Origin of the sequence: Arsenophonus sp. PmNCSU2021_1 (assembly GCF_036919435.1) — a bacterium.
Taxonomy (GTDB): domain Bacteria; phylum Pseudomonadota; class Gammaproteobacteria; order Enterobacterales; family Enterobacteriaceae; genus Arsenophonus; species Arsenophonus nilaparvatae.
The window spans coordinates 248388-269407 of the sequence record NZ_JAZHPL010000001.1 but is presented as its reverse complement, the minus strand read 5'-3'; the positions used below and the strand labels follow the sequence as shown (position 1 = coordinate 269407).

General features: G+C 36.4%; 11 protein-coding genes, 2 tRNA genes and 5 pseudogenes. 9 read left to right on the top strand and 9 right to left on the bottom strand.

Features of this window, described 5'->3' with window-relative positions; genetic code table 11:
• The 3 genes and pseudogenes from queF to xni all read left to right on the top strand — a co-directional run.
• Window positions 1–338 (top strand): annotated as a pseudogene (queF, locus tag V3224_RS01555) (NADPH-dependent 7-cyano-7-deazaguanine reductase QueF); the annotation flags it as partial.
• A 10-nt stretch (window positions 339–348) separates the two neighbouring features.
• Entirely contained in the window at window positions 349–1719 is a 1371-nt protein-coding gene (gene ppnN, locus V3224_RS01550) for a nucleotide 5'-monophosphate nucleosidase PpnN (RefSeq protein WP_334468071.1), read from the top strand.
• A 22-nt stretch (window positions 1720–1741) separates the two neighbouring features.
• Complete coding sequence (gene xni, locus V3224_RS01545) at window positions 1742–2500, top strand: flap endonuclease Xni (RefSeq protein WP_334468102.1); 759 nt, start codon at window positions 1742–1744, stop codon at window positions 2498–2500.
• A gap of 41 nt (window positions 2501–2541) precedes the next feature.
• On the opposite strand, the pseudogene rlmM reads toward xni, so the two are convergent.
• From rlmM to V3224_RS01530, 3 genes and pseudogenes are all read right to left on the bottom strand, one after another.
• A pseudogene (rlmM, locus tag V3224_RS01540) lies at window positions 2542–3638 on the bottom strand (23S rRNA (cytidine(2498)-2'-O)-methyltransferase RlmM).
• Window positions 3631–4026 carry a DUF423 domain-containing protein gene (locus tag V3224_RS01535; RefSeq protein ID WP_334468070.1) on the bottom strand — a complete coding sequence of 132 codons (396 nt, stop codon included), beginning with the start codon at window positions 4024–4026 and terminating at the stop codon, window positions 3631–3633. Before V3224_RS01535 ends, rlmM begins: the two are co-directional and overlap by 8 nt.
• A gap of 48 nt (window positions 4027–4074) precedes the next feature.
• Window positions 4075–4998 carry a transcriptional regulator GcvA gene (locus V3224_RS01530; RefSeq protein ID WP_334468068.1) on the bottom strand — a complete coding sequence of 308 codons (924 nt, stop codon included), beginning with the start codon at window positions 4996–4998 and terminating at the stop codon, window positions 4075–4077.
• Window positions 4999–5918: 920 nt separating this feature from the next.
• Between V3224_RS01530 and V3224_RS01525 the strand changes: the two are divergent.
• The 3 genes and pseudogenes from V3224_RS01525 to V3224_RS01515 form a co-directional block, all read left to right on the top strand.
• Window positions 5919–6137: pseudogene (locus tag V3224_RS01525) on the top strand (aminotransferase class V-fold PLP-dependent enzyme); the annotation flags it as partial.
• A 350-nt stretch (window positions 6138–6487) separates the two neighbouring features.
• On the top strand, window positions 6488–6646 hold the full coding sequence (locus V3224_RS29655) for an aminotransferase class V-fold PLP-dependent enzyme (protein ID WP_442889669.1): 159 nt from the start codon (window positions 6488–6490) through the stop codon (window positions 6644–6646).
• 195 nt (window positions 6647–6841) lie between these two features.
• Window positions 6842–6970, top strand: a complete 129-nt coding sequence (locus tag V3224_RS01515; RefSeq protein WP_334468066.1) for a hypothetical protein — start codon at window positions 6842–6844, stop codon at window positions 6968–6970.
• A 17-nt stretch (window positions 6971–6987) separates the two neighbouring features.
• Here V3224_RS01515 and tcdA read toward each other — a convergent pair.
• Window positions 6988–7804: pseudogene (tcdA, locus tag V3224_RS01510) on the bottom strand (tRNA cyclic N6-threonylcarbamoyladenosine(37) synthase TcdA).
• A 723-nt stretch (window positions 7805–8527) separates the two neighbouring features.
• On the opposite strand from tcdA, the gene V3224_RS01505 reads away from it, so the two are divergent.
• Window positions 8528–8604 (top strand) — tRNA-Met (locus V3224_RS01505).
• 25 nt (window positions 8605–8629) lie between these two features.
• Window positions 8630–8706, top strand: a tRNA-Met gene (locus V3224_RS01500).
• Window positions 8707–8766: 60 nt separating this feature from the next.
• On the opposite strand, the gene amiC is transcribed toward V3224_RS01500, so the two are convergent.
• Entirely contained in the window at window positions 8767–10017 is a 1251-nt protein-coding gene (gene amiC / locus V3224_RS01495) for an N-acetylmuramoyl-L-alanine amidase AmiC (RefSeq protein WP_334468064.1), read from the bottom strand.
• Between the two features lie 247 nt (window positions 10018–10264).
• Between amiC and argA the strand changes: the two genes are divergently transcribed.
• A complete protein-coding gene (gene argA, locus V3224_RS01490; RefSeq protein WP_334468063.1) occupies window positions 10265–11593 on the top strand; it encodes an amino-acid N-acetyltransferase in 1329 nt (442 codons plus the stop codon).
• A 174-nt stretch (window positions 11594–11767) separates the two neighbouring features.
• Here argA and V3224_RS01485 read toward each other — a convergent pair whose 3' ends face one another.
• The 4 genes and pseudogenes from V3224_RS01485 to ptrA form a co-directional block, all read right to left on the bottom strand.
• Complete coding sequence (locus V3224_RS01485) at window positions 11768–12397, bottom strand: hypothetical protein (protein WP_334468062.1); 630 nt, start codon at window positions 12395–12397, stop codon at window positions 11768–11770.
• Window positions 12398–12679: 282 nt separating this feature from the next.
• A complete protein-coding gene (gene recD, locus V3224_RS01480; RefSeq protein WP_334468101.1) occupies window positions 12680–14518 on the bottom strand; it encodes an exodeoxyribonuclease V subunit alpha in 1839 nt (612 codons plus the stop codon).
• Complete coding sequence (recB, locus tag V3224_RS01475; protein WP_334468061.1) at window positions 14518–18126, bottom strand: exodeoxyribonuclease V subunit beta; 3609 nt, start codon at window positions 18124–18126, stop codon at window positions 14518–14520. Before recB ends, recD begins: the two co-directional genes overlap by 1 nt.
• Window positions 18123–21018, bottom strand: a pseudogene (gene ptrA / locus V3224_RS01470) (pitrilysin). The gene recB and the pseudogene ptrA overlap by 4 nt, the downstream one beginning before the upstream one ends.
• Between the last annotated feature and the right edge of the window lie 2 nt (window positions 21019–21020).

Sequence of the window (21020 nt, the reverse complement as noted above, 5' to 3'; positions counted from 1 at the left end):
CAACCACGAATATAAAGGCAGAGGAAACATTAGTTAGCCATCTGCTAAAATCTAATTGCTTAATTACTAACCAACCTGACTGGGGTTCAATACAAATTCATTATTGTGGCGCTAAAATTGATAGAGAAAAACTACTCCGTTATTTAGTCTCTTTCAGACACCATAACGAATTTCATGAACAATGTGTCGAGCGAATATTCAATGATATTCTTCAGCTATGTCAACCCGATAAGTTAAGCGTTTATGCCCGTTATACACGTCGGGGCGGCTTGGACATCAATCCTTGGCGTAGTAATGAGAGTTTTCAGCCAACAATGATGCGATTAGCACGGCAGTAAGGAGTTTAAATTGATAACACATGTCAGCCCGTTAGGCTCAATGGATCTACTATCTCAAATTGAAGTTAGTATCCTTAAACGCACTGCCAGTAGCGATCTTTATCAGCTATTTAGAAACTGCTCCTTAGCTGTACTTAATTCAGGTAGCAAGACAGATAATAGTAAAGAATTAATCGCTAAATATCCCAATTTTGATATCAATGTTCTACAACGTGAGCGCGGTGTCAAACTGGAATTAATTAACCCGCCTGAAAAAGCTTTTGTCGATGGCAGAATTATCCGTTCACTACAAGCAAACTTATTTTCTGTGTTAAGAGATATTCTTTTTGTTCATACCCAGATTATTTCAGCAGAAAAACTGCTCGCATTAAGTCTGCATGACAGCATCAGTATCACTAATATTATTTTTACCATTCTGCGTAATGCCCGCGCACTACATCTCGATGAAGATCCGAATACTATTGTTTGCTGGGGAGGCCATTCAATAAATGAAATTGAATATCTTTATGCCCGCAAGGTTGGAAATGAATTAGGATTACGTGAATTAAATATTTGCACTGGCTGTGGCCCTGGCGCAATGGAAGCGCCGATGAAAGGTGCCGCAGTAGGCCATGCACAACAGCGTTATAAAAATGGCCGCTTTCTTGGTTTAACTGAACCTTCCATTATCGCTGCTGAGCCACCTAACCCTCTAGTTAATGAACTTGTTATCATGCCAGATATTGAAAAACGCCTTGAAGCATTTGTTCGAGTTGCTCATGGTATCATTATCTTTCCTGGCGGTGCTGGTACTACAGAGGAACTACTTTATTTATTGGGAATTTTAATGGATCCTGCCAATAATAATCAGGTATTACCATTAATTTTAACTGGCCCAAAAGAGAGCCAAGCCTATTTTGACACCCTCGATGATTTCATTAAGCATACCCTCGGTGAACAGGCCTGCAATTATTATCAGATTATTATTGATGATCCAAAAGCTGTAGCACGTGAAATGAAAAAACAGATGCCACAAGTAAAAGAAAATCGTCTCAATACTGGTGATGCCTATAGCTTCAATTGGTCAATAAAAGTTAATTCAGAATTACAAAAACCCTTTACACCAACCCATGATAATATGGCAAAACTTAACCTATTTTGTGATCCAAAACAGCCGGAAAAATTGGCCGCTAACTTACGACGAGCCTTTTCGGGTATTGTTGCCGGTAATGTGAAAGAAGTAGGTATGAAAGAAATTGAAAAGCATGGCCCCTATAAACTTCATGGTGATGCCAAAATTATGGCTCATATGGATACATTATTACGAGGGTTTGTTAGTCAACATAGAATGAAACTACCTAGCAAGGCAGCCTATATACCCTGCTATGAAATTATTAAATAACTGACAAGACTATGCACAAAAAATTATGATCCACTTACTTATTGTTGATGCTTTAAATCTAATCAGACGAATTCATGCTGTTCAAGGAAGCCCTTGCGAACAAGCTTGCGTTTCAACTCTTCGCCAGCTAATTAACCATACTTCGCCTACCCACGCTGTAGCAATATTCGATAACAAAGAACATCAGACAAATAACTGGCGGCAACAACTTTTACCTCAATACAAAGCTGGCAGACAAGCAATGCCAGATGATCTTTATCACGAAATAAAAAACCTTGAAATCGCATTTAAGGCGCAAGGATTAGCTTGTTGGCATGCCATCGAAAATGAAGCTGACGATCTAGCGGCAACGTTAGCAATTAAAGTGGCCACCGCTGGCTATCGTGTTACCATCATTTCAACAAATAAAGGCTATTGTCAGCTACTTTCATCATCGATCTATATTCGTGATTATTTTCAAAAACGTTGGCTTGATTTATCCTTTGTTAATAAAGAGTTTGGGGTTAAACCTGAGCAGCTGCAGGATTATTGGGGACTAACTGGCATAAATAGTAGTAAAATCCCTGGCATAACCGGCATTGGCCCTAAAACAGCAGCAACTTTACTTCAGCAATATCCCACATTAGAGGCCATTTTTGCTAATATCCATTCCTTACCCGAAAAATGGCGTAAACGGATTGAACCGGCGCAAAAAATAGCCTTTATTAGCCGACAGGTTGCCTCTCTCAAAACCGATCTACAGTTAAATGGAAATTTACAACAACTCAGATTTACACCATAACACAATAAAAAATAAAAATTTTATTGTTAATCACTGTTCTTCTAATCCCGCTCTGGTATAGAGGCTGACCAAACTCGTCTTATATGTACCGTGATCTCTTCGCGATCATGGTAGAGTTGCTTCGCTTGGATTTGAGCATTAATACCATTTTCGTTTAGTGTCTGTGATATTTTGTTCAAAATTGATGAAACCTCTTGATAACGTTTTTTCATCGGTAGCTTTAAATTAAATATCGCTTCCCGGCACCAGCCTTTTAACAACCAATCTGTTATCAAAGCAGCAACTTTTGCCGGTTTTTCAACCATATCACACACCAACCAACTAATATTCTTAGTGTGTGGAGTAAATTTAAAACCATCAGTTCGATAATGCCGTACCTGACCTGTTTGCATTAAACTCTCGACCATTGATCCATTATCAACCGCATCGACCATCATACTGCGCTTCACTAATTGATAGGTCCATCCGCCTGGACAAGCACCCAGATCAACAGCCTTCATACCCGATGCTAAACGCTCTTCCCACTCATCACAAGGAATAAATAGATGAAATGCTTCTTCCAGTTTAATGTTGAACGACTTGGCGCATCCGCTGGCAGTTTTAACCGCGGGATCCCCATAAAAAAAGGGGAATTGTTATTCGCATAAGAATAGCCAACATAGCAACAGCCGGCAGCAATAAAAAATACATGTATAACCGGACGTTGATGGTTTTCTTTCAGCAACAATATTTTTTGTTGACGAAGCGCATGGCGTAAAGGCACAGTAAATTTACGGCAAAATTTCAGTAGCTCTTTACTCTCATTGGTATCCGGCACTTCAACTCGTAACTCACCGGCTCGTTCAACCACACCTTGCAATAACGCAACAATCGGCGATACGCGATCGTTCGATGGCAAATCTTTCAATAACTGGCTAACAACCACTAGTTGACGAGCAAATATTAATGTACCAAAGGGTATATCTTTAGCTAGACGATCTGCATCAGTAGGCTGATAACATTCAAATAAAACATAACCGCTATTATCTTTTACTTTGGCATAGCCATAAACGCCGATCTGGGTAGCCTTATCAGTAATTTCTGCCGCACACTCTTTTTCAAATCCTGAACGACAATATAAAATAATATTATTATTCATGACGTATTGTTGGATTCCTAAGCCGAGTTGCACCAATAACAATTAATATCCAGCCAATTAAAAAGCAAAAACCGCCTACTGGTGCCAAATGGGCAAAATATTTTGCTTGTAAAAGTGCCATACAATAAAAACTACCACTGAACAATAAAATGCCTATACTGAAGAAAATTCCCCCCCAATAAAACCATAAAATAACTTTACGCAATAAGATAGCGCCTAATATCATAAGAACTAAAGTATGCATTGACTGATAACGTAAACCAATACGAATCCATTCTATTTGATCATGGTTTAGTAGAGGTGATAATAAATGTGAACCTATTGCGCGAAATGCGACACAAAAAAATCCACTAATTCCTGAAAATATCAACATTAAACGAGCATTCACGTTAATATCCTTTTCTTTTTAAATTAATTATTTTACTTGCCATATAGTTTACAACTCACCGGTAACAAATCCCCATTTTTGCTGCTCGCTAGCTGCTTTTGCGAGGATCCATTGACGAAATGCAGCAATCTTACCTAACTCCGCTTGATTATCATGACAAACTAAATAGAAAGCTTTTTTACTGACTAAAACATCATTAAACGGACATACCAAACGACCGGTACCAAGTTCATTTTTTGTCATAACGTTATTAATCAAGGCGATTCCTTGACCATGAATTGCGGCTTGAATAACCATAGCACTATGACTGAAAATGGGTCCTTGTTCTACGTTAATAATGTCTTGTAATGATAATTGACGTGCATAAGCTTGCCAATCACGTCGAGAAGAATCATGTAGCAATGTATGATGAATCAAATCTTGCGGTTTTTTCAATGGGTAACGCCCCGCTAATAAGGCTGGCGCACAGACTGGTATTAAGTATTCCGCATACAAACGATCTGTTCTTAAGCCTGGCCAATTACCATAACCATAAAAGATTGCCACATCAACATCATCAGCCATTTTAGCTCCCTCGTGATCAACAGCCTGAATACGCACATCGATATCAGGATAAGCACGATTAAAACTCGATAGACGCGGCACTAACCATTGAATAGCAAAACTTGGTAATAAACTGACGGTTAATGCTCCCTTTGCACTGAGAGCCTGTAGTTTCCGAGTAGCTTCACGTAACGAAGAAAAAATTTCTTTAATATCTAAATAATAACTTTGCCCTTCTTCAGTCAATAATAATGAACGATTACGCCGACGAAATAATTTCAAACCCAAGAAATTTTCCAAACCTTTTATTTGATGACTTATTGCAGCCTGAGTAACAAAAAGCTCCTCTGCTGCTTTAGTAAAACTTAAATGGCGTGCTGCCGCATCAAATACCCTTAATGCATTAAGAGGAGGCATACATTTTGACATGATCGCGTCTTACTCATCCTTATATATCCATTAGTTTTTATAATCTGAAGCATTATAAATTGTCCATTGTAGAGAAACCAGTATATGTCTATAGTAAGGCTGCTTCCTAGGCCTGAATGAATCGCTAAGCAGTTAATTTATTTAAAATTCTTGGCTTTATGGTTGTGATGTTGTGTTTACAAATTATCTGGTTTTTCCAGGTTGAGTAGTTAATACTAGTATTTTCACTCCTATACATTTACCTTGTCTGTCCATAGTTATTTTAACGCGCCGCAATAAATTGCGGCGTTTTTTTATATTCGCTAAATAAATATCTTTCTCATCGCCGAATATAATCGGATGATATACATATGATACTGATAGAATAGATATTATTAATCAGGACTAATACTACTTTTCTAATTTAAATAAATATAACAAACCTTATGAAAAAGATCATTTAGGACAAGATAAAATTGTAATAATTACACAATATAGATCCTAAATATTTTGATAGCTGTGGTTTTCATGACAAAAACATTTTCTATAACACAATTTCGCCAATATTTTCCTGCTACTCAACAACAAGACAAAACTATTTTTCTAAACAGCGCAGCAATAGCCCTTAAGCCCAAGAGTATGATCGCGGCAACGGTTGATTACTAATAACATATTAATACCTCCGTTGATCGAGGCCAACATCCTACAGCACAAACAACAACACATATTTATGAACAAACTGGCCACGAGTTTCGCACAGGCCTATAAAATTCTAGAAATAGCTTAAAAGTAATGATTAATCTGCAAGTTACTGAAATGCATAAATTCACTTAATTTACAATAAGTTATATTTAATTTATAAGGTTTTATCTATTTACATATTATGCTGAATTAAACTTAAAAATAGAGCGTTTTTTTATTGGTGCGAAACTCGTGCTGGCAAGAAAGTTGCTGAACTTATCAATGCCAATCAAGCCGAGGAAATTATTTGGACAAAAGGTAGTACTGAATCGATTAATTTTATTACACAAGGCTATTTTCGCGCTCACCTGCAATCTAATGACGAAATAATTGTTAGCGAAATTGAACATCATGCCAATTTGATCCCATGGTTGATAATGGCTGAACAGACTGGTGCTAAAGTCGTTAAATGGCCCTTATAAGAACTTAAACAACTGTAAATTAAACACCTAACAACACTTATTAACACAAAAACTCGGATCCACGAGTTTCGCACAGGCGTATAAAATACTAGAAATGGCTTAAAATCGATGATTAATCTTCAAGTTACTAAAACACATAAATTTTATTAAATTACAATAAGTTGCTTTTGATTTATAAGATTCTGTCTATTTATATATTATGCTGGATTAAACTTAAAGATAGAGCGTTTATTTATTGGTGCGAAACTCGTGGGATCATTGCCATTAGCTAAATGTCGAATGTTACCGGTGAATAACCCGATATTCAGGCTATCACTCGGCTAGCTTATCAACATAATATTTTAGTCATGGTTGATGGTACACAAGGTATTGTGCATCGTGGTATTGATGTACAAGCTTTAGACATTGATTTTTTTGTCTTCTCAGCCCACAAACTGTATGACCCAATAGGATTAGGTATCTGTATCGATTTGAAGCAGGTACGCCAAATATTGCCGGAGTGTTAGCGTTCAACACTGTTATACACGAGTTTCGCACCAATAAAAAAACGCGCTATTTTTAAGTTTAATTCAGCATGATATATAAATAGACAAAACCTTATAAATTAAATACAAATTATTGTAATTTAATAAAATTTATGTGTTTTAGTAACTTACAGATTAACCATTGCTTTTAAGCCATTTCTAGAACTTTATATGCCTGTGCGAAACTCGTGTTATAGACTGGATGAAAGCCATTATTGGCAACAAGCTGAAAATTACGCTATTGCCTTAACAGATTATACTGAAAATCAACTCGCTAAATTGCCCAAAACGAGCTTTGATCGCTAATAATTAAAAAAATTATTTCATACTTTTTCGCTAGCTATCATTTTACGCTGCAATTTTTTTAATACATGAGAAACAGCAATAAAACCAAAACTAGCAGTTACCATTGTTGCCGCACCCAAACCAGCGGCGCAATCCATACGCATTGTTCCTCCGGCATTACTTTTAGCCTTACAAACAGTTCCATCACTTTGTGGGTAAACTAACTGTTCGGTTGAGAAAACACAGTCAATACCCAATTTACCTTTACTATTTTTAACTATTTTAAAATCACTTTTTAATCTTTCACGTAATTTTGCTGCTAAGGAAGGGATCATGGATCGTTTTTGCTAAATCTTTGACTTGGATCTGTGTCGGATCAATTTGCCCACCAGCCCCTCCCGTTGTGACGACAGGTATTTTATGACGGCGACAATAAGCTAATAAAGCAGCTTTAGGCCGCATGCTATCAATAGCATCAATCACATAATCAAATTGAATAGATATCAACTCAGCTAGATTGCTGGCCGAGACAAAATCATCAATAATATTAACTTGACACTTAGGGTTAATTTGCAAAATACGTGATTTCATCACTTCAACTTTTGATTGACCAATAGTGTCGCTTAATGCATGCAATTGTCGATTAATATTTATCACGCACACATCATCCAGATCAATCAGAGTAATAGTGCCGATCCCGGTTCTTGCTAATGCTTCCGCTGCCCATGAGCCTACGCCGCCAATACCAACAACACAAATGTGAGAACGAGCAAAAAGCATTAATGCTTTTTGACCATAGAGGCGGCCAATACCTGCGAAGCGCCGCAACCAAGCATCTGAAAGAAGTAATTGCATGTCTAACCTTAGCTAACAAAAATAGCGGGTTCACCAATAATAAAAAAGAAACTAATTTATTAATTCAAATCCTGATTAATCTATTATGATAACAAAAACTAATTCGTTATCTATTCATCTGCATGGCATAGTCAATCATGTGATAACGACTAGAGCATATTATCTGTATCATACTTATCAACTGAATTGCATCTTATTCTGTATTTTTAAATTAGCAATAAATTATACCCTACCCCATTTGATAAGATAATTTCCGATAAAATATTTTACTGATTTAAGCTAATCATTAAATAACTATTTTTATATGACCATTAAAAAAGTTCACGAGTTTCGCACAGGCCTATAAAATTCTAGAAATGGCTTAAAAGTAATGATTAATCTGCAAGTTACTGAAATGCATAAATTTACTTAATTTACAATAAGTTATATTTAATTTATAAGGTTTTATCTATTTACATATTATGCTGAATTAAACTTAAAAATAGAGCGTTTTTTTATTGGTGCGAAACTCGTGAAGTTATGAATTTATGTTTGTTGATTACATATTTCGCTATCGATTTTTTGCTGACAAAGTATATCAATAAGCATGATGGCTAATTTGCATAAAAGAACAAAAAACAATCATCAAGTCTCTTTTATGTACAAAATATAAAAAAATATCGCAATATTTAAGAAAAAAACTTGCATCGGATCTGATCCTGAGTATAGTGAGCCGCTATCGGACGCGGGATGGAGCAGCTTGGTAGCTCGTCGGGCTCATAACCCGAAGGTCGTCGGTTCAAATCCGGCTCCCGCAACCAATATAAAAACCTTAATCATTTCAGACGCGGGGTGGAGCAGCTCGGTAGCTCGTCGGGCTCATAACCCGAAGGTCGTCGGTTCAAATCCGGCCCCCGCAACCACCTTTCATTCAATATCAAATTAGTTTCCCAACAGGACTATTATCTATCTAATTAACTCACTTAACGCAAAGCCAGTTTTCCGCCGTTGTCGAAATAAGCTTTAATACCCCGAAAAATGGATTCTGCCATCTGCTGTTGGAATTTTGCTGTCTTTAGTTTTCGCTCTTCTTCAATATTACTGATAAAAGCAGTTTCAACTAGAATTGACGGGATGTCTGGTGCCTTTAATACCGCAAAACCCGCTTGATCAACAATGTTTTTATGCAATTTGTTAACGTTACCCATCCGTTTAAGCACTTCTGTCCCAAATTTCAAACTATCATTAATAGTCGCCGTCTGAACTAAATCAAACATGGTGTGATCAAGATATTTATCACCACTTTTACTGACACCACCAACCAGATCGGCCTCATTCTGTGTTTGAGCTAAATAACGGGCGGTATTACTGGTTGCTCCTTTGGTCGATAATGCAAATACTGAGGAACCTCTCGCCTTACGATTAGTAAAGGCATCAGCGTGAATAGAAACAAATAAATCAGCTTGCATTTTCCGCGCTTTTGCAACTCGCACTTTTAAAGGAATAAAAACATCTTCATTACGAGTCATATAAACTTTCATCTTAGGTTCACGATTAATTAATATTTTTAATCTACGTGCAATTTGCAATACGATATCTTTTTCCCGCGTTTTATATTTTCCTATAGCACCAGGATCTTCTCCACCATGACCAGGATCGATCATGATGATAATTGGCCTATCTCTCCCGGCTTTACCCGCTGGCTTTTTCGCTTTAACCGGCAACGTATTATCCAATTTACCTTTGTTATAATCTTCTAATAGCGCTAACAACGGATCATCATCAGTGTAAACACCTGAAGCAGGATAAAAATCAACCACTAAACGATGTTTAAAACCAGCAACAGGCGCAATAGTAAACATTTGAGGTTCAACATGAGTTTTTACTTCAAAAACTAAGCGAACCGTTTTTTGATCAAATTGGCCTACTCTGACTAATTTTAAATAAGGATCACGTGAACTGATTTGCTGGCTAATGCCCTTCAACACACTATTTAACTGCATATTTTCTAAATCAACAACAATACGATCAGGCCCAGATAAAGCAAATTGACGATATTTTAAAGCAATATTCGATTCTAACGTTACTCGGGTATAACTAGAGGCAGGCCAGATACGAATAGCAACTATACTTGAAGATGAAGCTAGCCCGAATGGACTAATACTTAACAGCATAGTAGCCACTGCACCTTGCAGAAGACGTCGTCTTGAAAAACCGTGATTTGAATGATCCATCGAAAAATCCACTTAAAGCATCAAATAATTATAAACCGCTCAATATTATCAACAACAAAAAAATAACTATAGAAAACTTTAACCAATCATTAATGAGCTGTCATTAATAAATTGCTCTTTATGAATAATTAGCTACTAATATATTCTGAAGCAATAATGATGATTTTTCATGCATTTCTTCTTGCTATTTTGTATCAAAAATCATAAAAATACTTTCATTAAGAACAGTCATTTATATGAGGAACATATGAAAGGACGTCGTACTGATTTAGTTAATGGATTTCGCCACTCTGTTCCCTATATTAATATACATCGCGATAAAACCTTTGTTATTACATTAAACGGTAACGCTATCGCAGATAAAAATTTTGCTCATATCATTAGCGATATCGGTTTATTACACAGTCTAGATATTCGGCTAGTTATTGTTTATGGCATACGCCCACAGATAGATAAAAAACTCATAAACCAACAATATCCGATAATCTACCATAAAAATATTCGCGTCACTGATGCAAATACCCTAGAGTTAGCTAAACAAATATCGGGGACATTACAATTAGATATTACTGCTCTGTTATCAATGAGTCTCAACAATACGCCATTGCAAAGTGCCCATATAAATGTCGTCAGTGGTAATTTTATTATTGCTCAACCTTTAGGGATTGACGATGGTGTTGATTACTGCCATAGCGGAGGTATACGAAGAATCGATGAAGTATCCATCAACCATCATTTAAAAAACGGCTCCATTATATTAATTAGCCCAATTGCTGTTTCGGTCACCGGAGAAAGTTTTAATTTGTGGACAGAAACAATCGCAACACAATTGGCAATAAAATTAAAAGCAGAAAAATTAATTGGATTTTGCTCTTCACAAGGAATTAGTGATAAAAATGGCAATATATTATCGGAACTCTCGCCGAATGAAGCTGAAAAGTATATTGCTGAATTGGAAAAACAGCCAAATTATCATTCTGAGATACTGCATTTTTTATATAGCGCAATTAAAGCATGCCGGCAAGGTGTTCGTCGTAGCCATTTGATAAGCTATCAAGAGAATGGTGCTTTATTACAAGAACTTTTCTCTCATGAAGGTATCGGTAGCCAAATTATCATGGAAAATTGTGAACAAATTCGTCGAGCTAATATCAATGATATAGCAGGAATATTAGAATTAATTCAACCGTTGGAACAGCAAGGAATATTAATTTGCCGTTCACGTGAGCAATTAGAAATAGAAATTGACAAATTTACTATCATCGAGCGAGAAAATATGATCATCGCTTGCGTAGCACTTTATGACTATTTAGAAGAAAAGTCTGGAGAAATGGCTTGCCTGGCTGTACATCCTGATTATCGTAATTTATCAAGGGGTGAAAAACTGCTTAAACACATTACTCTACAAGCCAACAATTTAAATTTAGAAAAACTTTTTGTATTAACAACCCGAAGTACTCACTGGTTTCTAGAAAGAGGATTTTTTCCAGCAAAAGTTGATATGTTGCCAATAAAAAAACAAGCGCTTTATAATTATCAACGATGCTCAAAAATTTTAATACTTAATATTAATTAAATACCATAAAATTAATTAAAAATTTAATTAATAAACCCAATTACAATAAAAAAATGCACTATTTAAATAAATAACGTTTTCTATTACTCTTAAGCAAAAAACAAAAAATATCGGCTCCTCTATATTTAACGAAGAGAAGAGCCGAAAATAAAATAACGGTTAATTAATTATTTTTTATTGCTGCTGCAAGTGGTGCGGCTGCTTTTGATGTAAACCATCACGCACATTCCACATAGTTGAAAAATGCTTAACCATTGTACTGTCGGTCACTCCCCTATTTTTAGCCACACTACCAATATTTAATGCCTGAGCATAGACGGTCGAGTCCAAAGGAGTACTAGAAGCAACTGATAGAAGACTCTTCACAAAACCTATCCCTCTATATTTAATTGCCGCTTTTTGGTCATAACTTTGATTTTCTATAGAAGAATTTTCTACAGGAAAATCTCCACAAATGTTATTAGTCTTAATTTTTGCGTGGTCTATTTGTACCTCTATATCAGAGGTTGAAAAATCATTAACAATCCCGACAGCTAATCCAGCTCGATAAAACCTATCAGCTTGCTCAGTAGATTGAGATGTATTGGCAATAGTTAGAAGATATTCATTACTTTTAATTACCTCAAATAAATCATTTTCCTTTTCTTTTACCGCAAGTAGATCGATACTAGAATTTCCTACTGTTTTTAATTGAGAGCTAAGTTTATTCTCTGTATTCGTAGTCGTATCCATTTGCGCAGAAGCAACCTGTTGATTAACTATTTGAGATGAATAATTCCCAATCTGATATGTTGAATTTAACATTTTATTTGTATCCTCCCATTGAATAAGAGTAAATCGCAAAGATATTTTGCAGCATCTCAAATATCAATCATTTATACTTCTAAAAAACAATCAATAGCAGAATTAAAATAATTGATAGCAATAAGTTACTAATTAATTAAAGCAAAAACTAAAGTTATATATCGCAATACTTCAATTCAGTTCGCTACAATTAAATATTTATTATTTTTTACTTTTATCGCTATTAATATTCACTATTAATAATATCAAACAAAATAACGAATAAAATGGGTTCTACTTTCATTAAAGTAAGCGCTCAGTCAAACCACTATGCCGTTCCGTTGAGGTCATTAACGCTTTAGCAAAAACATGACGCTCAGCATAAATCGTCAACTGAATTTTTGCTCTGGTAATTGCAGTATAAATAAGCTCTTTACTAATAATAGGAGTAAAAATTGGCGGTAAAACTAATGCGGCATGTTCAAATTCTGATCCTTGAGATTTATGTACTGTCATAACAAACGCAGTTTCATGCTGAGGTAAACGACTGGGTTGTATTTTTTTTATCACCCCATTAGGCAACTGAAAATAGGCTTTTAAATCTTGTTGACCATCCCGTAACATAACACCAATATCACCATTAAATAAGCCAAGAGGACGATCATTTTTGGTGATCATTATTGGACGACCTTCATAATTTTTATTCCAGGTATAGGTAGGCCGTCGAATACTTCCTTGACGATGTAAAAGCTGTTCTAATTTATCATTTAACCCTGTAACCCCGTATGGTCCTTCCCTCAAAGCAGCTAATAAACGATAACGATTAAAAGTAGTCAGGATTTCTTCGGGATCTCGACCCGTTTTTATCATATCCAGATAGCAACGGTAACATTCAGCCGCATCAAAAAGTAATTTGCCATATTTCTCAGACGAAGCAATTGAATGAAAAGCAATATCCGCATTTTGCTGCGCTAATAGTTGCTCAACCTGTTTAATATTACCTTTGTTAATTGTAGTAGCTAGTCGACCAATTCCTGATTGCGCATCAAAACGATAACTTTTTCGTAATAAACAAATACTATCTTTAACCTCTGGCCCATCATTCGATATAAAATCAGATAAATTACAAGCTGTGATTTTAGTCAGTTGTGCCGCTCTTTCACGACTGTATCCCGATTCTGAAAAACGACAAAGATCGCCTAGGACAGCGCCCGCTTCAACAGAAGCTAATTGATCTTTATCAGCTAGCAAAATGACACGGGCATGATCTGGTAGAGCTTCAATTAATCTAGCCATCATAGACAGATCAACCATCGATGCCTCATCAATAATTAAAACGTCTAGCAAAAGTGGATTGTCTTTGTGATAACGTAATAATTGGCTATTGGGTTGAGCGCCTAATAATCGATGCACAGTCTGCGCTTGTTCTGGCATAACCGCATACTCATCAGCAGATAAATTCAGTTTTAATAATGCATTATTTAATGATTCCGTTAATCGAGCAGCCGCTTTTCCTGTCGGCGCCGCTAGCTGAATGATTAACTTTTCATCACTTAATTGGACTAAAGTAGCTAATAAACGTGCCACTGTCGTGGTTTTTCCTGTACCCGGCCCACCAGAAATAACTGCGATCCGACTGGTTACTGCAACAGCAACAGCTATTTTTTGCCAATCTTGAGTTTTCGAGGACGCAAAAAAACCAGTTAAAATAGTCGCTAATCGCTGTTCATCAACGGTTTCTAACAAATGGCGAGAAAAAAAATCAGCCACTAGTCCTTCATCAGCCCACATCCGCTGAAAATAAAGTTTGTTATCTGATAATACTAATGGTTTTGCTGCTAATTGAGGTGCCTCACAAACTGCATTACATTGTTTAAGCTCAGAATAAATCCTGTTACTATCAGGTGCTCCTGCCATTTCCCAGAGCATAAAAGCCATTTCCGTCTGTCTACCTTCAAATAAATAAGCGGGTTCGAGCTTATCAATAAATAAACAAACATGACCTGCTCGAGTTTCAGCACTTAATATTGCAAATATTAATAACAATAATGGGTTTTCATCATCAGCTAACCGAATAGCAAGTTGTATGTCTAAACAACTAAACAAATTAAGCTCAGCAGCTCGCTTTAGTAAAGTTATCATCATTGCTCACCTCGATTAGTTGCATTAAATAACTCATCCAGGCTATTAATAAACGCATAAGGAGGAATAGTGTGATAAATACCATAACCAGGGTTTTTCGCATCAAATCCACGCAAAAAAAGGTAGATAACCCCACCAAAATGTTTTTGATAATCATAATTAGGTAAACGATTCCGTAAATAACGATGCATAGCTAATGTATAAAGCTGATACTGTAAATCATATCTATGATCAATCATGGCATTCTGTATGGCCTCCTGGCTATATGCCAGACCATTTTCCCCTAACCAATTTGATTTATAATCAAGCAGATAAAATTTGTCTTGCCAGCAAAAAACTAAATCAATATAACCTTTTAAAACGCCCGTTACTGGCTCAAAACTAAGCGGTGGACAACGTTGAGATAAAACATCATATTGATGAGTTAGCCTATCTAATGCAGATGGCAATAACAATTTTTCTATCGGTAAATGAAATTGCATTTCATTTAATTGATTCTCTGGCGTGATCGTTGACAAGCTGAGGCTATCACTAAGTAAAGGTGTGTCAAAAATATTTATTAGCCACATTTTAAGCACCGGTGCCCAATCAGCGGAAAAACCGGCTTGCTCTAATTTTTCAGCTAACCAAGACTCTTGTGGATGTTGATTAAATGGCAGTAATTCCAACAGGGAATGCAAAAAAGTTCCTGCTGTGGCCCCCTTAGGAAAGGTATGAACACTCCACTCTGCTATTTCACCTTGAACCAATGAGCTGTCACCTTGTGCATCAACGTCCATTTTAGGTGCCAAATCTTGTATAGCAATCTCAATACTTATATCACTAGCAGTAAATTTATCAGAATACATATCATGATAGGTTAATCCTGAATAACTCGTAACCCGCCAGGTATTTTGGATCTGTCCTGTAAAATTTCGAGCCAATAACTTCACGGGTGTATTTTCTTTCGGGTACCAAGGCGATAAGTTAATATCACTAACAGGTGTGATGCTAATATTTTCACTCGCTAATGCACCTAGAGCATCACGCAATAAAGTCGCATTACCTGGCTGTCCATTTTGCAATAAATAACCTAATGCGCTTTGATGCAAATCCGTATTACCACTTTCCCCACTAGGACGACCTTTTATTAAAGGTGCAATACCAACACTACAATGATATTTTGAGCGCGTTAGTGCAATATATAACAGCCGCAGATCTTCGGCTAAACGCTCTTCATTAGCCAGCCTGATGCTCTCTTCTTGTTGGGCCAGATCAAGACAAGTTTGAAAATTATCACGATCATGGAACGTTGCCAATTTTTGCTGCGAGAATTGACAGGCAAAAGGTAACCAAACAATCGGGAATTCTAAACCTTTAGATTTATGGATCGTACTAATACTCACCAAGTGACTATCACTCTCTAGACGTATTTGCTGATTTTCTACTAACGGATCGGGGTGATCGATCTGCTGAGCTAACCAACGAACTAGAGCATGCTCACTTTCAAGCTGTAATTCAGCTTCTTGCAACAATTCACTCAGATGCATCACATCCATCAAGCGCCTTTCACCATCTATATTATCCATCAGTAGGTTTTCAGCAATCCGATGGTTAACCATAATAGCTCGTAATGCAGGCAAAATACCATGTCGCTGCCAAATCAATAAATAATTGGCAAACTCTTCAACCCGTATCTCCCACTGATTTTCATCTTGATTTAATTGCTCAATATCTTGTGCACTTAGTCCAACTAAACGAGTAGCTAATGCACAACGCAGCGTACGCTCCTTTTCAGGTGAGAGCACGGCTTGTAATAACCATAATAGATCGCGCGCTTCATCAGTAGCAAAAACGCTTTCTTGATTAGAAAGAAAAACTGACGAAATATTAAATTTACTTAATGCTTCTCGTATCATTACTGCTTCGCGACGACTTCTGACTAACACCATAATATCCGCAGCTGTTACCGGCTGTTTTACATCATTTCGATACAGCCAGGTTGTTCCATTCTCACCCCCTTTAAGCCAATCACAAATCTGACTAGCACACTGATAGGCCATCGTTTGTTGATAGTCCAAGGTTGAAACCGCTTCTTTATCTAAATAACAAAAATTTAAAGCTGATAATTTTGCTGTTTTATGAATAAATGCTAAATGCTGATTTGAAGAGGCTGAATCAACTGTGTTAAAAGGTATTTGCTCAAATAAAAACGGTTTTGTTGCCCGACTGAATAATTGATTAATAGCTGCTACCATACTTGGTGAAGAGCGCCAATTAGTATCAAGAGTATAGTGTGATTCAATCTGATCTTTAGCTTTAAGATAAGTAAAAATATCCGCCCCACGGAAAGCATAAATAGCTTGTTTAGGATCGCCAATAAATAACAAACCACAATGATTATGCCCCTGATAAATACGTTGAAAAATGCGATATTGTTGCGGATCAGTATCTTGAAACTCATCAACCATAACAACCGGGTAACGATTACGGATCGTGTTAGATAATAGCTCACCACCTTCTGCATGTAGTGCCTGATCTAAATGACTTAATAAATCATCAAATCCAATCTCTCCACGTCGTCTTTTCTCTTTAACAATTGTTTGACGAACGTCAATAATCGCTTTTGAAATAATGATATTGCGTAATGTAAGTGATTGTTGCATCAAATTATCAATAGCACGAAAAACCTCATGTTCAGGTACTTGACCTGTCGGTGTTTTATCTATCAGTTCAGATTGGCAAAAACGAGCTAGTTCTTTAGGGGTTTTATAATCGACTGTTGCTGATTGAGCCCAACCAGTGACCACGGCTATCCAACCCGGTAAATTACGGCGACTATAACTACGTTTATTAATAGCGGAATTAGTAATTAAATCAATGAAACTTGCTGAATTTAAAAGCCACAACGCTTTTACTTTTTTTATCCTGTCAATTAGGGTCTGATGACGCTGTTTTATTGATTGCGCTTCAATCGATTGGTTAACAAGATTCGGAATATCGCCTTGTAAATAAGGCTTTATTTCGGCTAAAAGTGCCTCTGGGTCACTCCATTCATCAACAATAACTTTTGATATAGAATAATTAAGTGGATAGCAGTTGCAGCGCCAAAAATCAGCACAAGCCTGTTTTTGTATGGTATATTCATCTTTTATTCTTGATTGCTCAAATAGCATACCTGACTCAAAAGCATTATGCACCAACATGCGTTGACAGAATCCATGGATAGTATAAATTGCCGCTTCATCCATTTGACGTTCAGCAGCAAGTAACCATTGAGCAGCCACCTCTTTATCTGCAATAGAAGATAGTAAGATTCGGAATATTGAATTTTCATCAAAACCAATACCATCTCTAATACAGGCCATTCTCATTTGATGAATATTGTGGCGAATACGTGATCGTAACTCATCGGTTGCCGCTTCAGTAAAAGTGACGACTAAAATCTCTTCAACACTTAATGGGCGAGAAAATGCATTTTTTTGCCCAACACCTAATAACAATCGCAAATAGAGTAAAGCTATCGTATAGGTTTTTCCTGTTCCTGCTGAAGCTTCTATCAATCGCTGGCCATAGAGAGGCAAACAATAAGGATCCAGTTGATAAGCCTGTATTCGCCGATTACTCACTTAGCATCTACCTCAATTGGCAAAATCTTTTGTAATTCAGATGCAGTCGGATAAGTTATCCAATCTTTCAATTGAGCATAGCCTTCTTTATTAACCTCTTTTGCAATAATTTGTGAAACAAAAGCTAAACCTGTTTGTTGCAAAACGGCATTGTTATAAAAAGTTAATAGATCTTGCTGTGTAACCGTTTTCAATACTTTGATTAATTTTTTTCTGCTATCAAAAGCAAAGTTATTCCTCGCAAAATCTGGTAAAAAACGATCTATCTCCTCATAAAAAGTTTGCGGAGGCTGTTCCATTTCCGTCAATAGTGCCTTTTTGTATTGCTCAAATTCTTTTTTTGGCATTTGCATTTAATTTTTTAAAGGCTAATTGATAAAAGTTTTGATAGCGTGTATTCAAATACGCAGGGGTTTTATTATTACTTTGCAATAAAAAACCTAATCCCCATTGCTCACCAAGGCTAGTAGTAAAGGCAAAAACAGCATAGCCTAATTGTTCTTGCGTCCTAAGTTGCTCAAAAAACCAAGGATGTAAAATATTGGCCAAAATATTTGATAAGACAAATCCACTATAACGATCATATCCTGTCGGAATAAATATTTCTGCTAACGCATTATCTGTACTATTTACCTGATGTTGGAAATTTACTTTATGCTGTTTATCAACAACAATAATATCCCCTCTCCACCAATTCTTGCCTTTATTATTCAATAAATGGGCAATAGACTTAATAATATCAATGCCTTGCTTTTGTGTTAGATTGCCGAATACAATCGCTTGTAAAGCAGCATTGTCAATAGTCTCTTGACGGTAGTTTAGGATGTCATTTGCTGTGATCGTTTCCAGGGCCTTCAAGCGCTGTTCTTGCTCAAAATAAGGTACTTTTTCTAAACGTTGTTTCGGCTGCATTGCCAACTCAAAGGCTTTAAGATTATTGCTAACTTCAAGCTGTTCCCTATACCATGATTTTGCTTGTGTAACTTCGTCAGCAGAAATTGTGAAGGTAAGAAATTCCTTAACCATTTTTGTCGTCAATTCCGCTAGATGTTGAGTATAACCACTGGTTTTCAATTGCAGGCCTAAATTTGAAGATACCACCAGTTCCATTCCGGCGACGGAAGCTTGGTAACTTAATTGAGACAATTTTAAAGAGGCCAGGTATTCTAATAACACTGCACTAACTTGAGTTTTTGCCGTTTTACTGCTCTGCTCATTACGTAAATCTATCGCAATCCCACCTTTAGGTTCATCAGCAAAATATTGACTTGGCATATAGACTACCCGCACATTTCCTTGCTCATATACCAATTCTGGATGCTGATAATGACGAGAACTTTTAATTAAAGAAAAATCATCAGCAATATAAGGGTTCAATTCAGGTAACGAAAAATGCATTGATTTTTTTAATTCAGACCATCGTTGATATTGTTGGCTGTTAATTTTATCAACTTGATAAGGAGCATTGAGAAAATAGGCTTCTTTATTATGTGGTTCATTCGGTGCGATAAACCAAATTCTGGCATTATAGGGAGTTAATTCTGCTAAACGGCTGCTTATTGCTTTTGGATCAAAGCGATCAGCAATGTAATTAGCATCAAGCACATGTGCAATTGGGATATTCAACATTTGATTAGATAGTTGCTGAATATAATTCATATCACGAACAATAGAATTATGTTGAAATGAAAGCTTCAGAACATTAGCGATCTCGTTAAAATAACCACTCTTAATACCTTGTTCTTTTAATAAATCAATATAGGAAAATATTGCCACAATAATCTTATCTCTATTTCCCAATCCCTTATCCGTTAATAAAACGTTTATTGAAAAAATGCCATTATTACGATCAACATCTAGTACAACGTCAACATTAATCTCTTCAGCAAGACCATTCTTTAGTAACCAATCAGCAAGGGTATTTTGACTTCGATTTCCTATCAAATAGCCAATATATTCATCTGACTTACTGCGAAATTCTGTTAAATTATTTGCAATACTAAATTCAAGTTGCAGAACTTTTTTAGGTTGTGCTGGCACATAATGAATTATTATTCCTTTTTCTTTATCGGTTATAGCGGGTACCGTTATTTCAGGAACAATAGCCTTTCGATTTGGAATACGACCAAAAGTTTCAGCTGCGATTTTGGCTAATTGACTCAATGAGTCATTGCCATACAAAATACCTTTCATTAAATTAGCTGAGTAATAGCGATAATAAAAATTCTTGAGCTCAGTCTGTAAATGACTACCAGGCTTATCGCTTAAGGTTTCTAAATTTCCACCAGAAAAACGTGAATTAGGATGAGCCGGATTAAGTGTTTCAGAACGCACTTGCCATAATCGCATTTCATCGCGAGCACGTGCCATGGTTAATTCTGCATTGACTGCATTACGTTCTCGATCGGCATTTTTAGGATCAAGTAATGGCTCGGCTAATGCACTTGCCAAGCGATCTGTGGCTGCTTTTAAAGCACCATTTTCAACTTCTAAATAGTAAGCAGTAAGATTAGAAGCCGTACTAGCATTATGATTGCCACCATGTTTTTGCAAAAATTCTGATATTTCACCTGACTCAGGATAGCGTTTAGAGCCCATCAATACCATGTGTTCAAGGTAATGTGCCAAACCAAGTTCTTGATCAGAACTTTCCATTGTGCCAACTGGTAAGGTAACCGCAGCTAATGATTTACTGGCCTTCGGATCAGATATTAGCAATACAATCATATTATTAGAAAGTTTTATCGCCTGATACCCTCGAGTATGTTTTTCACTTTTGTTTATCCTATCAGGTAAAACTTGCCAATTCTGCTTAGCAAAACTTACCGTACCAAATAGTAATAAGAGCACGACTATCATGTTTTTCATAACAACCCTTGTTACTTTAAGCATCT